Source organism: Vreelandella arctica (assembly GCF_037070215.1).
Taxonomy (GTDB): Bacteria; Pseudomonadota; Gammaproteobacteria; order Pseudomonadales; family Halomonadaceae; genus Vreelandella; species Vreelandella arctica.
Genome location: NZ_JBANSN010000032.1, coordinates 32,151 through 48,518 on the forward strand (window position 1 = coordinate 32,151; position 16,368 = coordinate 48,518).

Annotated in this window: 13 protein-coding genes and 1 rRNA gene; 7 read left to right on the forward strand and 7 right to left on the reverse strand. The window is 51.4% G+C overall.

Going from position 1 to position 16,368, the window contains the following annotated elements; genetic code table 11:
- Positions 1 to 8: 8 nt before the first annotated feature.
- From V8L70_RS19345 to V8L70_RS19370, 6 genes are all read right to left on the reverse strand, one after another.
- Positions 9 to 512 (reverse strand): hypothetical protein, encoded by a 504-nt coding sequence (locus V8L70_RS19345; RefSeq protein ID WP_008956259.1) that lies wholly within the window; start codon positions 510 to 512, stop codon positions 9 to 11.
- A gap of 107 nt (positions 513 to 619) precedes the next feature.
- Entirely contained in the window at positions 620 to 1,876 is a 1,257-nt protein-coding gene (locus V8L70_RS19350; protein ID WP_101145407.1) for a DEAD/DEAH box helicase, read from the reverse strand.
- A 280-nt stretch (positions 1,877 to 2,156) separates the two neighbouring features.
- On the reverse strand, positions 2,157 to 2,654 hold the full coding sequence (locus V8L70_RS19355) for a hypothetical protein (protein WP_101145406.1): 498 nt from the start codon (positions 2,652 to 2,654) through the stop codon (positions 2,157 to 2,159).
- Between the two features lie 65 nt (positions 2,655 to 2,719).
- On the reverse strand, positions 2,720 to 3,325 hold the full coding sequence (locus tag V8L70_RS19360) for a PqiC family protein (RefSeq protein WP_232774571.1): 606 nt from the start codon (positions 3,323 to 3,325) through the stop codon (positions 2,720 to 2,722).
- Between the two features lie 10 nt (positions 3,326 to 3,335).
- A complete protein-coding gene (gene pqiB, locus V8L70_RS19365; protein WP_101145405.1) occupies positions 3,336 to 5,036 on the reverse strand; it encodes an intermembrane transport protein PqiB in 1,701 nt (566 codons plus the stop codon).
- Positions 5,029 to 6,414 (reverse strand): paraquat-inducible protein A, encoded by a 1,386-nt coding sequence (locus V8L70_RS19370; RefSeq protein ID WP_101145404.1) that lies wholly within the window; start codon positions 6,412 to 6,414, stop codon positions 5,029 to 5,031. The genes pqiB and V8L70_RS19370 overlap by 8 nt, the downstream gene beginning before the upstream one ends.
- A gap of 349 nt (positions 6,415 to 6,763) precedes the next feature.
- On the opposite strand from V8L70_RS19370, the gene V8L70_RS19375 reads away from it, so the two are divergent.
- The 6 genes from V8L70_RS19375 to V8L70_RS19400 all read left to right on the forward strand — a co-directional run bounded on the left by V8L70_RS19375 (position 6,764) and on the right by V8L70_RS19400 (position 14,795).
- Positions 6,764 to 7,741 carry a calcium/sodium antiporter gene (locus V8L70_RS19375; protein WP_101145403.1) on the forward strand — a complete coding sequence of 326 codons (978 nt, stop codon included), beginning with the start codon at positions 6,764 to 6,766 and terminating at the stop codon, positions 7,739 to 7,741.
- A gap of 231 nt (positions 7,742 to 7,972) precedes the next feature.
- Entirely contained in the window at positions 7,973 to 9,388 is a 1,416-nt protein-coding gene (locus V8L70_RS19380; RefSeq protein ID WP_008956266.1) for a cytochrome ubiquinol oxidase subunit I, read from the forward strand.
- Positions 9,389 to 9,390: 2 nt separating this feature from the next.
- The gene (gene cydB / locus V8L70_RS19385) at positions 9,391 to 10,392 is read left to right on the forward strand and encodes a cytochrome d ubiquinol oxidase subunit II (RefSeq protein WP_101145402.1); all 1,002 of its coding nucleotides are present in this window, start codon (positions 9,391 to 9,393) and stop codon (positions 10,390 to 10,392) included.
- Between the two features lie 4 nt (positions 10,393 to 10,396).
- Entirely contained in the window at positions 10,397 to 12,070 is a 1,674-nt protein-coding gene (gene cydD / locus V8L70_RS19390) for a thiol reductant ABC exporter subunit CydD (protein WP_008956268.1), read from the forward strand.
- Positions 12,067 to 13,773, forward strand: coding sequence for a thiol reductant ABC exporter subunit CydC (gene cydC, locus V8L70_RS19395; protein WP_008956269.1), 1,707 nt, complete (start codon positions 12,067 to 12,069; stop codon positions 13,771 to 13,773). The genes cydD and cydC overlap by 4 nt, the downstream gene beginning before the upstream one ends.
- A 29-nt stretch (positions 13,774 to 13,802) precedes the next feature.
- Complete coding sequence (locus V8L70_RS19400) at positions 13,803 to 14,795, forward strand: adenosine deaminase (protein WP_101145401.1); 993 nt, start codon at positions 13,803 to 13,805, stop codon at positions 14,793 to 14,795.
- Between the two features lie 54 nt (positions 14,796 to 14,849).
- On the opposite strand, the gene V8L70_RS19405 is transcribed toward V8L70_RS19400, so the two are convergent.
- Positions 14,850 to 16,211, reverse strand: coding sequence for a cytochrome-c peroxidase (locus V8L70_RS19405; protein WP_336270376.1), 1,362 nt, complete (start codon positions 16,209 to 16,211; stop codon positions 14,850 to 14,852).
- A gap of 65 nt (positions 16,212 to 16,276) precedes the next feature.
- Here V8L70_RS19405 and V8L70_RS19410 point away from each other — a divergent pair.
- Positions 16,277 to 16,368 (forward strand): 16S ribosomal RNA (locus tag V8L70_RS19410); the annotation flags it as partial.

Below are 16,368 nucleotides of genomic sequence, written 5' to 3' on the forward strand. Positions count from 1 at the left end.
GCCAACGTTTATTTAAGGTGAGGGCGCAAGTCTCCGCGAACAGCATCGAGTAGCGTGATGAAATGATAATCCTGTGAGGAGTCCAGGCTATCTACTCTAACGTTAGTGCGCATGCCTTTATCCATTAGCAGCTGGTCAAATATTTCTAACGTGAGCTTGCGTGCAGGCTTATCGCCTGGGGCCATAATGCCGTCTTCCAGGGTAAACGTTTCCAGCAGGGTGACACGCACACGGGTACTGTTACCTTCACTCAGTACGCGGCGCACAAACAACCACCCTTCGCAGGGCAGTGCATGGTTATCATCGCGTTGGCGTAAAAAAATCGTGCGGTAACAAGCGCCTTCAACAGATGCCTTTTCAGCCATGCTGCGGTAAGCCTGAGACACTTGATTCGCTGAGGCTCGAGCGTCCTCTAAACGCTGCACAATTCCTTGATGCTCACGGCTGAGCTGCTCTTGACGTTGAAATGTCAGCCATTGGCGGTAATCGGCCATAAGTTGAGAAGACGCCATAATCACTCCATGAATAAGGGGTTCATGCCTAACGGCTTAAAATAGCTGCTCAATATAGGAGGGGGAATATGCAAAGGCGACACCTTCGCATATTCCTGCCTATCAGGCTAGCGGCGGGCGCGACGTTTGCGTTCGCCACTAGTATTTGCGCTCTGGCCTTCGGGTTTGCGTTTGGCGCGAGGCTGGCGTTGATTGCGGCGACCATTCTCGATGGGCTCAGGTTTTATACTTGGGTCAGGCTCAAAGCCGGGTTCTATATGCTTGGGCAACGTCTGTTTAATCAGCCGTTCAATATTTCCCAGCAGCGCGTCCTCATCGACACATACCAGCGAGACGGCTTCGCCATTACTGCCTGCGCGTCCGGTACGCCCAATACGGTGCACATAATCTTCCGCCACGTTGGGTAGATCAAAGTTGACCACATGGGGCAGCTCGTTGATATCGAGGCCTCGGGCGGCGATATCAGTAGCCACTAATACTTGCAGGTCGCCACTTTTAAACGCTGTTAACGCGCGAGTACGTGCGCCTTGGCTTTTATTGCCGTGGATCGCCATCGAAGGAATATCTTGCTTAGAGAGCTGCTCAGCCAAGCGGTTGGCACCATGTTTGGTTCGCGTGAACACCAATACTTGGAACCAGCCATTTTGCTGAATTAAGTGGGCCAGCAGCTCGCGTTTTTTCTCGCGATCTACGCGGTAAATGGCCTGTTCAATTTTCTCCGCGGTGGTATTGCGCGGCGCTACTTCAATCATCGCTGGGTTGTCCAGCAACTGTTGAGCCAGGGTTTGAATCTCATTCGAGAACGTTGCCGAGAACAACAGGTTTTGACGCTTTTTAGGGACTAGGCGCAGGAGTCGTTTGATGTCGTGGATGAAGCCCATATCAAGCATACGGTCAGCTTCATCCAGGACTAAGATCTCAACGGACGAAAGATCTACATGGCCCTGCTGGTGAAGATCAAGAAGGCGCCCTGGTGTGGCGACAAGTACATCTAACCCAGCTTTAAGCGCATCGATTTGAGGCTGTTGACCGACACCGCCAAAGATAATGTGCGAGCGTAATGCTAAATGTTGGCCATAGGTGGTGACGCTTTCGCCTACTTGGGCGGCGAGTTCACGGGTTGGGGTTAATACCAAGGCGCGAACCTGACGTTTGCCCGGTCGCTTGCCTGTGTTTAAGCGTTGCAACATGGGCAGTGTGAAACCGGCGGTTTTGCCTGTGCCGGTTTGGGCGCTGGCTAACATGTCGCGACCTTCTAGCACGACAGGGATAGCTTGTCGCTGTATCGGGGTAGGGACGGTGTAACCTTGCGCTGTGACAGCGCGTAATAAATCGGCGTGCAGGCCAAGTTCAGAAAAGCTCATGCGTTCTCCGCAATCACCTAGTGAGTTAATACCGGTAAGTGGTTGTTGTCACTAGATGTAATGTTCAAAAAGCGAGGTTGATTGACCTTCGCGGCAGCGAAGTGTGCCAGATATCTCAGCATGCCGCGATGGTCGTTAGTTAGCCGTGGATGACCGTGAAAGGAGACGTGAAGATTACAGCGCTAAGAAATGCTGAGACTGATGTGCACGGGCACACCAGAAAACTTACGTATCAGTAATTAGCCGAGCAGTGTACCACGAATATACGATGCCAGCCTGTTTAGCTGTCTCGTGTCAGTGGTGAATGCTGGGCATGAAGAGGGATTAAACGAGCTAATGTCGCGGGCGGTAATTGCAGCTGGGCAAGCTCGCCAGGTGTTAACGCAAAAAATTGCTCGGGTGTGTGTACGCCTAGCTGAAATAGCTGTTGTGCCGTTGCCGGCCCCAGCCCATCAAGGGCGAGTAGTCGGCGTGCAAAGAGAGAAATAAACCGATTTTTTTGTTTGTTATCGAGCTCGGCACTGGCGGTTTGATAGTAATTCCCCGCGTGCAGAGTAATAAATTGCTCAATACGCTCAAGCGCGGCTAGTGTTGACGCGTCGAGCGAGTGAATGGCTAACTGATCGAGTAGGGCGTCGTGACTATGCAGGGCTGTTTCAAGGGTTGCGAGTGGTGCCTCTCCCTCCAGCAGGGATGTCACTGTCTGCATTAACGCATTGACCGCCTCGCGCAGTTGTTCAGCGGGCAATTCAGCAGTGTTGTTCGTTTCATCTATCATAAGAACATCCCTGATAAGGCTGATATTTAGCGTAGTTCAGCAAACCACGGTTAGTAAGCCTTACATTAATTAAAATAATGGCCTTGGCGTATTTCATTGGCGATAAGCTCGGCGGCTTGATCCCAGCTTTCGCTCAGCGCGCGCACAAGCGCTGGGTAGCCATCTTTTTCAAGCGGTGTCTCCGAGTAGAAATTCTCCATTACCAACAGTTCGCCAGCACCGTTGACTAATTGCCATTGGCCACTTGCAACGGCGACACCATCATAACGGCCTTGGAATTGATCAACAGTAAGGCGCAGGGTCAATGCGTCAGCGGGCTCGCCCTCTGCGCGCATTACCCTGAGTGTGGGCATTGCTTGCGATAAATTGGCGCGCATGCGGCGCTCTAACTGCCTATTCAATCCTTCCGCCCACTGATGTTCACGTGCAGCGTTCAGCGTAATGTCGTCCAGTTGCATCACTATGCCGTCTACATCTAGGTAGTGGGCCAGCCGAGGCGCGCTCAGGACGAGCGTACCCTCGGGCTGGTTTGTGGTGCTGCTTATTTGGTCGGTCGGCAGCATATAGCGCGCAGGAGGGGCGACACTGCTGGCACAAGCCGATACCAGTGCGCAGACCATTACTAGCAGTAAACACTTGATCCATTTCGTCATACTTGTTCCTATCAGCATGGAGGCCTCCTTAATCACGTGGCGCGCGCGGGATGGGGTCCTGGGCATCCAGGTTGTCAAACAGCAGAGCCCTAGGGTTGTCGTTAAGCGTGCGGGTAAGTGGCTGCAAATCACGCATTAAGCGATCCAGTCGTTCGATTGCTGTAGTGAGCTCTTGGTAAGCGGGCGATGACGGAGACAGCCCTTCCAGCGTGCTACGCAGTTCCTCAAGAGTCCCGTTTAGATTGCCACCAATAGCCTGGGTCTCAGGGTCGTTCAGCAGCTGATTGATGGAAGTGCTTACTTCACGCACTTCATTAAGTACGCTCTCGGAGGCCTGCAAGTTGCGATCCAAGCCAGCGAGTAGCGGTTCAACCTCAAGGCTGTTCAATTTCTCAAGCAAATCGGTCACTTGTGCTTGAATCTGCGCAAACCCGCCCGCCACGGTAGGGAATACGTCGCGCTCAGAGAATCGTTCGGCGACATACTCGTCGGCGAGGTCACGCTGGAAGTTTAAGTCGACAAACAGTGCGCCTGTCAGCAGGTTGCCACTTTTGAGTGACGCGCGTAGCCCCAGGCCAAACATGCGGTCAAAACGAGCTTGCCACTCTTCTAGATTAATATCGCTATTTTCAATACCCAGACGTTGCGGCTCAATCCTGATCAAGACAGGAATTGCAAAGCGCGCGCGCGAGTCAGGCTGAGGAGCGGTAAAGTTCCAGGGTACCGCGGCAACAGTGCCCATTCGCACCCCGCGAAATTCCACAGGGGCTCCTTTGGATAGACCGCGAACCGTTTCATCTACGAGTAGTACATACTCTAAATAACGATTAAAGGTTCCTTCTCGTGCAGCATCTTCATCGGCATAAAGGGTGAAGCGGGTATTGGCTTCGACTGGCTGCCCCATGGGTAGGTCTTCAGGTACGCCAAACGTAACGCCGCCGCCGAGTAATGCTTCAATGGATTCGACGTTAACGCGTACACCATCAGCACCTAAACGAAAATCGATACCACTAGAGGTCCAAAAACGTGTGCTGTCGGTCACTAAGTCGGTATACGGCTCTTCAATAAATACCTGATGCTGCATAGTGCGTGAATCAGGTTCAAAGCTATTTTCTTCAATGCGTCCCACGGTGTAGCCCTGATAGGAAACCGGGTCGCCAACGCGAAGAGAGTTTCCCAATTGGCTGGTTAGGCTTAGGCGCAGGCCTGCCTGCCCGGCCGGGGCGACGGGAGGGATGTCGCTAACAGGAAACTCGCGTCTTGGTGCTTCTTCTGTGCCGGGCTCAAGCTGAATGTAAGCGCCGGATAGTACGGTACCCAAGCCACTAATCCCTTCACGTCCAATGCGCGGTTTAACCACCCAGAAGCGACTATCTTCGCGCAGCATATCCTCGACTTCCGGCTGGATGCGGGCGGTTAATACCGCATGAGAGAGATCATCGGATAGACGCACACTCTGAACACGGCCAACCTCAACGTTGCGGCTGCGGATCAGTGTATTGCCCGCCTCGATGCCCTCTGCATTATCCATGGTAAGCGTGACTTGGGTGCCGCGACTGGAATAGTTGTCATATACCAGCCATAAGCCAATCGCGATGGCGACGATAGGCACTACCCAAATAGGCGAAAGGCGCGTTTGACGCGATGTCTTAGCCTTATTTAAATCCTGTTCGCTGGTGGAGTCAGCATTAGCCTGGTTGGAAGTAGGCGGAGTTGTTTCATTAGCCATCAACAGGTTCCTTGGTGGCCGTTTTACGGCGAAGAAGAAAGTGGCGAAAAGCGTTTCTATGGGGAGGTGAGTTATCCCATATTAAGCGTGGGTCAAATGTCATTGCCGCCAACATGGTTAACACAACCACAGAGCCGAAGGCGAGTGCAGCGGGACCTGGTGTAATCGACATTAATGATCCTGCACGGATTAGCGCCACCAAAATAGCGACCACAAACACATCGACCATCGACCAGCGGCCGATAAATTCCGTTAAGCGATAAAGCCGAGTACGGCTTTGGGCATTCAAGACACTGCTGCGTCTAACGACTAGGCAAAGCCAGGTTAAGGCAACTAATTTGCCGACGGGTACGATAACGCTAGCAATGAAAATGACGGCTGCAATTGGCCAGGAGCCCATCTGTATCAGTTGAACGACGCCGCCTATGATGGTTGACGGGGAAGAGCTGCCCAGGCTTGTGGTGGTCATAATCGGGTAAACGTTAGCAGGAATGTACATAATCGCTGAGGCGCCCAGCAGTGCCCATGTGCGCTGCAAACTATTCGGTAACCGCTGGTGAAGCTTTTCATGGCAGCGAATGCAATATCCTCGTCCTTGTGGCGATAGGCGATTAATAAGCCCGCAGGTGGGGCACCCAGTTAACCCTTGGCCAGCGGCAGGAATTCCAGTTTGAGTGCCGTCTGGGGCCAAGGGTTCTCCCTCTAGCGAGAACCACATCCAATCTGCGTCGATAGATTGAGTGGTCATCAGTAGTAATAGTGCAAACACGCAAAATGCCCAAAAGGATATGCCTAGATCAACATCGGCTAGGCCAGCTATTTTGATCAGGCTTACTAGAGCGCCAATAATAAATACATCGGCCATCATCCAGGGCGTTAAGTGCGCTAATGTGCGGGCAATATCCCGGCTATAGGGCATGGGATGATTGCGCAGAAGACCAAACTGAAGCCAAAGTACACCGAATAAGTAGACGGCTGGCAGTACCACAATCGTCATTATGATGGCGATGGCGACGATAGGCTGATGAAAGCCAATCAACGTGGTGGCCGTCTGAGTCAGCTCAATACGGTTACTAACACCGCTAACCGTAAAGCTAATAAAGGGAAATGACACCGCTACTATCAGCGCGATCAGTGATGCGATGGCCAATGCCATACTCCGCTGTGCTGGGTAGCGGTGGCGTGTGACTAACACATGAGAGCAGCGCGGGCAGCTGGCTTTTTCACCAGAGCTGAGTGGTGGGAGCGCCGAGACCCAGTCACATTCATGACAGGCACGCAAACGCCGTCGCTGAGTTCTTACCTCAGGTGGCGAGCGGTCAACGAGCGGTGTGTTGACCGGTAATGTGCGGCGCTTGGTTAATCTTTGTGAGGGCAAAAACCAAAACTCTCAGTGCGAATCCCTAGCTAAGCTACTAGGATATGGCGAATTAAGCTGTTAATTGAACATTATAGCAAGCCTATGTGGCTGAAATAATGTTCAAAAACATAGACAAGCCGCTTGACCATGGCATCAGTTTAGACAACGATGCTGCGGCGCAATGGCGAGTGGCAGCGGATGAACAGCACTGCCGTTTGCTTCTCTGCCAGGATAGCTCCTCAGCAAGAGGTCGCAACGTGATAGTTAGCGTTGCTAGTAAAATCATCTTAGCGCCCTCGCTATGAAGTGGCACTAAGATACAAAACATTGAAATTAGTGCCGATCATTATGCCATGAAGGAAATGAAATGTTGCTTCCCACATTAGCGGTTGTGTTTGGTTTGATCTTATTGGTTTGGAGTGCCGAAAAATTTATTGATGGCGCTGCAGCAACATCGCGTTGGCTTGGGCTTTCGCCGCTGTTGATTGGGATGCTTGTCATCGGTTTTGGTACCTCGGCCCCTGAAATGATGGTATCAGTGCTGGCGGCAATAGATGGTAACCCAGGGCTGGCGGTAGGTAATGCTTACGGCTCTAATATTGCCAATATCGGCTTGATACTGGGGCTGATAGCGCTTATTTCGCCATTAGCTGTTCATTCCAGCGTTATCCGTAAAGAAATGCCAATACTTATGCTGGTCATGCTGGCGACTGGTTTAATGCTACTGGACGGTTTTGTAGCACGCTGGGAAGCCGTCTGTCTTTTACTGGCATTAGTGGCTTTTATCGTTGTTAGCATTATTCGCTCACGTAGTCAGCCTGACGACGCAATCGTATCTGAAGTAGCTGAGACCCTGGATAGCAAGCCGATGTCCCGGGGTAAATCCATTATGTGGACCCTGGTAGGGCTGCTGTTTTTAATCGCTAGTTCACGTCTGTTGGTTTGGGGGGCGGTTGAAATTGCGGTTCGCTTCGGTGTCAGTGATTTGATTATTGGTCTAACCGTCGTCGCTATTGGTACCTCGCTGCCGGAACTTGCCTCTTCTATCAGCGCTCTGCGTCGGAAAGAACACGACATGGTGTTGGGCAACGTGGTCGGTTCTAACCTGTTTAATAGCTTGGCGGTCGTTGGCCTGGCGGGGGTCATTGCCCCCATTGAAGCAGGTCGGGAAGTATTGGTGCGCGACTGGAGCGTGATGACCGGTATGACACTGCTGATGATTCTATTTGCGTTTTCTTGGCGTGGCCGCACGCGGCGTATTAATCGCTTGGAAGGTGGGATATTGCTGGCGCTTTTTATCGCGTACACCGGCTATATGGTAAGCGTCGTGATTATGTCTCGTTAGACGTATGTTCCTAATAGCGCAGCGCTATGGTGCTTGGTGCGTCAATGCGACCCATCTTGGGTGTTAGGCTGTCAATGTATGATGGTGACTTAATGTATAATATGTTTAAAAAATTAACATAGTTAAGAAATAAGCTTAGTGCTTATAACTAAAAGTGCGCTGCCCTTAAGGCTCAACTAAGCTTGTGTTAACTCGTTGATGGAATATCGATTCAGGCCTTAGGAGAGTGAAATGGAACTTGATCCGCTCGTATTATCGCGATTGCAATTTGCATTCGTTGTGTCGTTTCACGCGATCTTCCCCGTGTTTACTATTGGACTGGCGTCCTACATTGCGCTGCTTCATGGCCTATTCTTTAAGACCAACAATCCAGCTTGGGATCGTCTCTCGCTTTTCTGGACAAAGGTGTTCGCCGTTGTCTTTGGGATGGGAGTCGTGTCCGGGATTGTGATGTCGTTTCAGTTTGGTACTAACTGGAGCAATTTTTCCCTAGCTTCTTCTAACTTCCTCGGACCCATGCTGAGCTATGAGGTGGTGACAGCTTTCTTTCTGGAAGCCGCTTTCTTAGGCGTGCTCTTGTTTGGTCGAGGTAAGGTGCCTCAAGGGGTGCATCTGTTTGCCTCTATTATGGTAGCGATTGGGACGTTCATTTCGGCTTTTTGGATTTTATCTGCCAACAGTTGGTTGCATACACCAGCAGGCGTTGAGCTGATTGACTTTCGCTTCCATGTTACCTCTTGGCGCGAGGCAATCTTTAACCCGTCATTCCCTTACCGTTTCTTGCATATGGCCGTTGCCTCTTTCTTAACAGGCGGCTTTGTGGTGGCGGGGGTTAGCGCATGGTTCTTGTTACGTGATCGCGACCCGGAGGCAAACCGCCGTGCACTTTCGATGTGCCTTTGGTTGTTGCTTTTTTTAGCCCCTACACAAGCGGTTATTGGCGATTTTCACGGTTTGAATACCTTGGAGCACCAGCCGACCAAGGTTGCTGCGATGGAAGGTCATTGGGAGACCTCTACCAATGTGCCATTGCTTCTTTTTGCCATTCCTGACCAGGAGGCCCAGACCAATCACTTTGCGTTTGGTATTCCTAATCTAGCAAGCCTCATTCTTACTCACTCACCTGACGGGGAGATTCCTGGCATCAGTGAAGCGCCACCGGAAGAGCAACCGCCTGTCATCATTGTGTTCTGGGCATTCCGTGTAATGGTGGGGATTGGTCTGTTGATGATAGCGGTAGCGTTCGCAGGACTGATCCTGCGCCGCAAGGGGCGTGTTTATGAACAGCCACTGTTTTTAAAGACACTCACTGGCATGATTGCGATGCCTTTTGTCGCTGTATTGGCGGGTTGGATTGTCACTGAATCAGGTCGGTCTCCGTGGTTGGTTTACGGCATGATGACCCATGAAGAAGGGCTGACGCCTTCATTGACGGGTCCAATGGCGTTATTCACTTTGATTGGTTATGTCTTAGTCTACGGCGTAGTGTTTTATACGGGTGTGTATTACCTCACTCGGGTCGTGCGCAACGGCATGTTACCTGAGGAGCAGGACTCTACGACTGATAATCACTTCAAGCGACCGATGCGGCCTATGTCGGCTGCCCATACCCCCTATGATGACGACGTTGAACCGGTGAGGAGCTAAACATGGAAATGTTTGATTTAACGTTGATCTGGGCCTTTATCATCGGCTTCGGCATTATGATGTACGTGCTCATGGATGGATTTGATTTGGGTCTGGGGATTCTTTATCCCTTTGCACCTGATGAAGATGCTCGGGATGTGATGATGAATTCGGTGGCGCCAATATGGGATGGCAACGAAACATGGCTGGTGCTAAGTGGTGCAGGGTTGTTAGGCGCATTTCCGCTGGTTTATTCGGTGTTTTTGCCAGCTTTATACATTGGTGTTTTCTTGATGTTGGCTGGGTTGATCTTCCGAGGTGTTGCTTTCGAGCTTCGCTTTAAGTCCAGGCGTAATCGGCACTGGTGGAACCGCGCGTTTTGCTGGGGGTCGGCGATCGCTGCCTTTGCGCAAGGTGCCGTGGTAGGTGCTTATATTCAAGGTTTCCCGGTTGAGGATTTCGCCTATGTGGGCGGGGCATTTGATTGGCTGACGCCTTTTTCTGTATTAACCGGCCTTGGCTTAATGGCAGGCTACGCGCTACTTGGAGCTACTTGGCTGATACTTAAATCAGAAGGCCATATTCAAGACTGGGCCTATAAAATTACCCCTATGCTATTGGCGCTTGTGCTAGGGGTTTTCGCGATTATCAGTATTTGGACGCCGTTCGTTAACCCAATGGTGTGGGAGCGCTGGTTTGGCAATCTGCAATTGATCTGGATATTCCCTGCGCTGGCATTGCTATCGGCGTTTATGGTTTATCGTTCGGTTAAGCGTCGGGACGAAGGTATTCCTTTTATCGCCACCATCGGTATTTATCTATTTACCTATTTAGGTTTGATTGTCAGTAAATGGCCGGTCATTGTGCCCCCGAACTATACGTTGTGGGATGCAGCTTCAGCCCCAGAATCGCAGCTTTTCTTATTGATTGGCATGCTCTTCGTTATCCCCATCATCCTTGCGTACACTTCTTGGACGTATTGGGTGTTCCGCGGCAAGGTGCGTGTAGGCGAGGGATACCACTAAGCGGATGGTAACTGATGAGGCGTTCTCCCTTACGCCGCGCAGCTGGCTGAAAACGCTGGCGAGGGGAGAGCGCAAACGTCTGCTGGGCTCTGCTCTTTGCGGTGTGCTGGCCGGCAGTCAAACGGTTGTGGTAGTCGTTGGCTTGGCGTGGCTGATTGATCAACTGATTGTGCATGATCGTTTACCCATTGATCTGTTGCCGGTATTTGCCCTGCTGGTGGGTAGCGTGCTGTTACGTGCAGCCTTTCAGTGGGGCCATGAGACCTTGAGCCTGGAGGCAAGCTTGCGAATCCGTCAGCGCGCCAGGGCTCAGCTGTTGGATAAATTGTCCGCGCTAGGGCCGATTTGGCTGACCAGCCAACATAGCGGCTCTCTAGCCAGTCAGGTGGTTGAGCACATTGATACGTTGGAAGGCTATTTTGCACGCTTTTATCCGCAACTGAGAATTACGCTTTATTTACCGCTATTAATAGTGGCGGTGGTGGGGTGGCTGGACTATTTGGTAGCACTGTTTTTGCTGCTTTCTGCCCCGCTTATACCCCTTTTTATGGCGCTGGTGGGTATGGGCGCTGAACGTCTTAATCGTGATCAATTCGTTGCCGTCTCACGTCTTTCAGCCCACTTTATTGACCGTGTGCGCGGTATGACCACGCTGCAACTGTTTGGGCGGACGTCAGCTGCCCAGCAGGATGTCTGGCATGCCACTGATAGTTATCGGCGTCTTAGTATGCGTACTTTGCGCCTGGCCTTCCTTTCCTCCGCGGTACTTGAGTTTTTTTCCTCGGTAGCGATTGCCGTTGTGGCCATGTATGTGGGCTTCGGACTGCTGGGTTATATCGAGTATGGGCCTTCATCGTCACTCACGCTTTTTTCAGGCTTAGCAGTGCTATTGCTGGCTCCTGAGTTTTTCCAGCCTTTGCGCACGCTGTCTCAGCATTACCATGACCGTGCGGCGGCGCTGGGGGCTGCTGAAAGCGTGGTGAGTATACTCAATCAACCCTCCTTTGTGAGTGAGCGTGACTCTATACCGCCGTTATCGGCGTCATCGGTAATTGAGTTAACGACCGTTAGCGTTGCTTATCCCGTACGTGGGCACGTCATTGGCCCTATTAATCTTACGATTAAACAGGGAGAGGTGGTGGCGATTAGCGGAGCCTCGGGCAGTGGGAAATCGACCCTGCTGGCGTTGCTTGCAGGCTTTATTGCCCCAAGTTCAGGTGAGTATCGCCGTCAAGACAATAGCCAATACGCTTGGTTAGATCAGCAGCCTTGCCTCTTGCATGGCAGCTTGATTGATAATCTTTGTTTAGCGTCACCTCGCGCTTCCCGTGAAGAAATGGTGGCTGCGCTTCAGCGAGCAGGTTTTGGGTCTCTTTTAACCCAGCTGCCTGATGGCCTGGATACGCTAATTGGTGAACGCGGAGTCGGGTTGTCAGGTGGGCAGGCCCAGCGCCTTGCTCTTGCGCGCGTATATCTCAGCAATGCTCCGCTAGTGCTGTTGGATGAGCCTACAGCGAGCTTAGATCAGGAGACTGAGCAGTTCGTTATGTCGGCTTTGCTTGAGCTTGCCCAGCAGGGACGCACTCTGGTGATAGCGACTCACCATCCAGAGGTGATTGCCGTTGCCCAGCGCCACTTTGCTTTTAATAAGGGCGAGTTGGTAGAGGCAATCCTATGAGTTCCATTTTTCGAGACTTCCTTCCCTGGCTGCAGCTGTTAGTGCGACGGCGTCAGCGCTTTTTGGTGGGTGCTTTGCTGGTTTGGGTCACTCTTATCGCTGGGCTTGCCCTGCTGGGTTTGTCGGGCTGGTTTATTACGGCCAGTGCCCTGGCCGGTATCGCCTTAGCGCTGGGTATTCCTGCGCGACTCGATGTTTATGTTCCCGGTGGCGGCATTCGTTTCTTCGCCTTGGCACGTACTATTGCGCGTTATATTGAGCGGCTCTATAACCATAATACGGTGTTAACGCTGCTTGCTGACTTGCGTTATCGCGTGTTTGGCTATTTAACGCGGCTAGACGATGCTCGTTTGCATGGTAAGCGTGCCAGTGACTGGCTTAGCCGGTTAACGGCGGATATCGATACCCTGGATAATTTATACCTGCGCCTTTTAGTGCCACCGTTAGTGACGCTGCTTGGCATGGTGGCTGTGTCGCTTTTTGTGGCTATTTGGTTGCCCAGCGTTGCCTTGCTGATGGCGGTGACATTGGGCTTGCTCTGGTTGCTGGTGACTCTCTTTGCTGCTACCTGGGGATTTTCGCAAAGCTATCAGCAGGTAGTGGATCAGCAGTCCTTGCGCCGCCTAGTGGTTGATCAAGTGCAGGCCTCGGCTGAGCTGATGAGTTATCAAACTACCCAGTGGCACCGGACGCTTATCGCTAGCCAAGAAAAGCAGGCGTTCAGTAATCAGCGCCGTTTAGGTCGCAAGACAGCGTTGTTAAACTGCTTGGTGAGTGCCGTTAGTGGTTTGATGGTGTTGGCAGTACTGTGGCTGGCCAGCTTGATATTTAGCCAGCAGCTGGTGACGGGGCCTATTGTAGTCATGGCGGTATTGATTGCATTGGGGGTGAACGAAGCCTACCTGACGCTGCCCGCTAGTTTTGTGAAGCTGGGCGCGAGCTACGCGGCGGTGCGCCGGTTAAATGAGTTCACCGGTGAGCCACCGTCGGCTGTCTCCGCGGTTACGCTACCTAATGATGTTGGTTTAAGCATTCAGGCGAATCAGTTCTCTCTTCATTATGCGCAAACATTAGAGCCCGCGTTAAGTCGTATTGATTTTCAGCTGCCCGCTGGAAAGCGAGCGGTGATTACCGGTAACTCCGGGGCCGGTAAATCGTCTTTAGCCAGTGTGTTGGTGGGACGTTTAAGAGCCACGCAGGGTGAGGTGATGGTAGGCGGCGTGCCAGCGTGGCAACTCTCGGAGGAGAGCCGTGCCAAACACTTCGCCATACTCACTCAGCAAGTGGATCTGTTTGATGCTTCTTTAGCCGAGAACTTGCGTATTGCCAGCCCCGCCGCTAGCGATAACATGCTTTGGGACGTATTGAGTGACGTTGCCTTGGATAGCTGGGTTGAACAGCTGCCGAAAGGCTTAGCTACGGCGGTGGGCGAGAAAGGCCAGCAGCTTTCGGGTGGTCAGGGTAGGCGTTTGGCATTGGCCCGCCTGATGCTATGCAACCCGCAACTAGTGATTCTTGATGAGCCATTTGCGGGCGTTGATGCCAAAACGGCACAGCATGTCGCTGCTTCACTTGATAAATGGCTTGTTAATCGCACGGCTATTTTCTTTGTCCATCAAATTAGTTCGCTGAACCTATTGCCTGGCGTCGAGTACCACTGGCATCTAGATGCCGGTAAACTTAGCCAATGCTTGAGTGAATAATTAGTTAATACGACAGCACGGAGCCCTCCATGCACGATTTCTTACGCAACCTTCCTAAAGTAGAGCTGCATTTGCATATCGAAGGCTCTCTGGAACCAGAATTAATGTTTGCCTTGGCGAAGCGTAATGACATTGATTTACCCTATGCCTCGGTGCAAGAAGCCAAAGATGCTTACCATTTCAGCGACCTGCAAGGTTTCCTGAATCTCTATTTCCAAGGCATGAATGTGCTTCGTAATGAAGAGGATTTTTACGACTTGGCGATGGACTATTTCAAGCGTGCGCGGGGAGAGGGCGTAGTGCATATCGACATGCATTTTGACCCCCAAGCACATCTGCAGCGTGGCGTTCCTCTCGAAGTAGTCATGGCTGGATTATTAAAAGCCAAGCAGGAAGCCGAGGAGACACTCGATCTCTCTATCGGCATGATTATGGCTTTTCTACGTGATCGTCCTGCAGATGAGGCATTGCATGTGCTTGAGCAGGCGGCTCCCTATTGGAAAATGCTGGATGCCGTCGGTTTAGATAGCGCTGAGCAAAATAATCCGCCTGCTGAGTTTGTCGAGGTGTTCGAGCGTGCCAAGCAGCTTGGTCTTGTTCGAGTGGCCCATGCAGGAGAGGAAGGCCCTGCAGAATATATTCAAGAAGCCCTGGATCTACTTGATGTTCAACGTATTGATCATGGCGTGCGCTGTTTAGAAAGTGCTGAGGTAGTGGAGCGTTTGCGCAGCGAGCAAATTGTACTAACGGTCTGCCCACTTTCTAACGTGAGCTTAAAGGTGGTAGAGGATCTTCGCGATCATCCGCTTCCTAAGCTGTTGGCTGAAGGGCTCAAAGTGACGATTAGCTCTGACGATCCCGCCTACTTTGGTGGCGGCATGCTGACTAATCACATCGCTTGCGCTGAAGCATTTGGCTGGGACGAGGCAGTGTTTCGTCAGTTAACGCGTAATGCTATTGAAGAAGCCTTTACTACTCAAGAGCGTCGCGAAGAGCTGCTGGCCCGTTTGGTTGCGATATAAAATATTGCCGCCTGGCAATACTGGTCAGGCGGCTGCTTCGTTAAAATAAGTGACTTAAGGCAGTGCGGGGACTTCAAACTCGGGCATTTCGCCGGTGAGTGTGTTCAAAAAAGCAGTTATGTCACCAATAGTGTCATCATCAAACTCTCGCCCCAGCATTTCCTGTCCCATTATGGCGACAGCTTCTTCTAGTGTTTCGGTGGCGCCGTTATTCATATAAGGATAGGTCACCGCCACATTGCGGAGCGTGGGAGTTCTGAAACGGTACTTATCGCTCTCTTCTTCTGTGACAACATAGCGACCTAGGTCGGTTGACCCCGGCACTTGAATCGCATGGAATTGGCTGTCGGTAAAGTTTGAACCACGATGACAAGCGATACAGCCATTATCAACAAAGGCCACCATGCCATCTTTGGCTTGTTCGCTAATTGCTTCTTGATCGCCGTGTAGGTAACGATCAAAAGGTGAGTTGGGTGTGTTGAGTGTGCGTTGGAACGCGGCCAGTGCATGCGCTAGGTTGTCATCGGTGATGGGGTCTTCTTGGTTAGGATACGCTTCATTGAATTTTTCCTGATAAAGCTCGAACCCGACTAACCGATCTAGCGCCATTTCTAAATCCATGGCCATTTCTACTGGTGCTTCAATTGGCCCTAACGCTTGGGCTTCTAAATCAGCAGCTCGGCCATCCCAGAACTGGGATCCCAAAAAACCACTGTTTAGCACGGTAGGGGTGTTACGTTCCCCGATTTGCCCATCATGACCCACCGCTCGCGGTATGCGGTCAGCCCAGCCAAGGGCTGGATTATGGCAAGTGGCGCAACTGATTACACCGCTAGAAGATATACGTGGTTCAAAAAAAAGCATATTACCCAGCTCAATCTTCTCTTCTGTAAGTGAGTTATCTGCTGGAATAGGCGGTAAGTGAGGCAGCGCTTCGAAGCGGTTACGATAGTTTTCCAGTCCGTTCTCTGCGCTTGCCATATTGGTTGTAAGAATAGCACCCGCTATCAGAACAGGTATGACGATAGCTTTTATAGTCATCATTATTTCTCCCTTGCTTTTACGAACGGCGGTTTGAGTCCGCTTATTCTTAAGCTTACGTAAGGGAGGAAATGTTGTTTTGTCTTGGGTCAATGTTTGCGTCTGGGCAGTTTTTGGTGGGTGGGCGTTGATTGGTAGTGATATTTTACTAATAAATATGGACTTCACTGTTGACCTTGCCGGAGATTCGGGTAGTATACGCCACACGTCAACGGGGCACGGCCTTGATGACCAGCTCTTTAACAATTTGATCAGGTAATTCATGTGGGCGCTTGCTGATGTTGGTGGCAAATCACCAAATATCAAGGCAAGCGACTCAAGCAATAAGGTTTTTCGAAACCTGTTTTGAATGAATTCGTTTGAACCTTGAGCCAAGTTTGATCCGCTTTTGCTGCCTTCGGCTAGTCCTTGGGTAAGCGAGTAAGGATCACAATGATTGTAAACTGAAGAGTTTGATCATGGCTCAGATTGAACGCTGGCGGCAGGCCTAACACATGCAAGTCGAGCGGTAACAGATCTAGCTTGCTAGATG

What these genes read in the sequence shown, in the direction of transcription:
- V8L70_RS19345 (WP_008956259.1), bottom strand. Translation starts at nt 512, where the DNA reads ATGGCGTCTTCTCAACTTATGGCCGATTACCGCCAATGGCTGACATTT.
- V8L70_RS19350 (WP_101145407.1), bottom strand. Translation starts at nt 1,876, where the DNA reads ATGAGCTTTTCTGAACTTGGCCTGCACGCCGATTTATTACGCGCTGTC.
- V8L70_RS19355 (WP_101145406.1), bottom strand. Translation starts at nt 2,654, where the DNA reads ATGATAGATGAAACGAACAACACTGCTGAATTGCCCGCTGAACAACTG.
- V8L70_RS19360 (WP_232774571.1), bottom strand. Translation starts at nt 3,325, where the DNA reads ATGCTGATAGGAACAAGTATGACGAAATGGATCAAGTGTTTACTGCTA.
- pqiB (WP_101145405.1), bottom strand. Translation starts at nt 5,036, where the DNA reads ATGGCTAATGAAACAACTCCGCCTACTTCCAACCAGGCTAATGCTGAC.
- V8L70_RS19375 (WP_101145403.1), top strand. Translation starts at nt 6,764, where the DNA reads ATGTTGCTTCCCACATTAGCGGTTGTGTTTGGTTTGATCTTATTGGTT.
- V8L70_RS19380 (WP_008956266.1), top strand. Translation starts at nt 7,973, where the DNA reads ATGGAACTTGATCCGCTCGTATTATCGCGATTGCAATTTGCATTCGTT.
- cydB (WP_101145402.1), top strand. Translation starts at nt 9,391, where the DNA reads ATGGAAATGTTTGATTTAACGTTGATCTGGGCCTTTATCATCGGCTTC.
- cydD (WP_008956268.1), top strand. Translation starts at nt 10,397, where the DNA reads ATGGTAACTGATGAGGCGTTCTCCCTTACGCCGCGCAGCTGGCTGAAA.
- cydC (WP_008956269.1), top strand. Translation starts at nt 12,067, where the DNA reads ATGAGTTCCATTTTTCGAGACTTCCTTCCCTGGCTGCAGCTGTTAGTG.
- V8L70_RS19400 (WP_101145401.1), top strand. Translation starts at nt 13,803, where the DNA reads ATGCACGATTTCTTACGCAACCTTCCTAAAGTAGAGCTGCATTTGCAT.